This window comes from Leifsonia sp. HAY1-4F, from assembly GCF_056755275.1.
In genome coordinates this window covers 1-234 of the sequence record NZ_JBNDHX010000669.1, presented here as the reverse complement: position 1 = coordinate 234, position 234 = coordinate 1, and the positions used below count along the sequence as shown (strand labels likewise).

The window sequence follows — 234 nt, the reverse complement described above, 5'->3', positions numbered from 1 at the left end:
CCGGTCCTTCCTGTGCCTGCTGGCGCTGGTGACGGTGGCGTTCGGCTGGATCGTGTGGCCGATGATGAGCGCGATCCTGTGGGGCGTGGCGCTGGCCATCGTGTTCCAGCCGCTGTATCGCAAGCTGCTGCGCAAGACGAAGCGGCCCGGGCCGTCGGCGGGGCTGACGATCCTCGTGATCCTGCTGCTGGTCGTGCTGCCGATGACCTACGTGATGGGCGCGCTGGTGCGGGA

1 protein-coding gene is annotated in these 234 nt (G+C 68.4%); it reads left to right on the top strand.

Features of this window, described 5'->3' with window-relative positions; all coding sequences use genetic code 11:
• On the top strand, positions 1-234 hold a 234-nt coding region (locus tag ACPYOG_RS20915), incomplete at both ends, for a hypothetical protein (protein WP_481295964.1).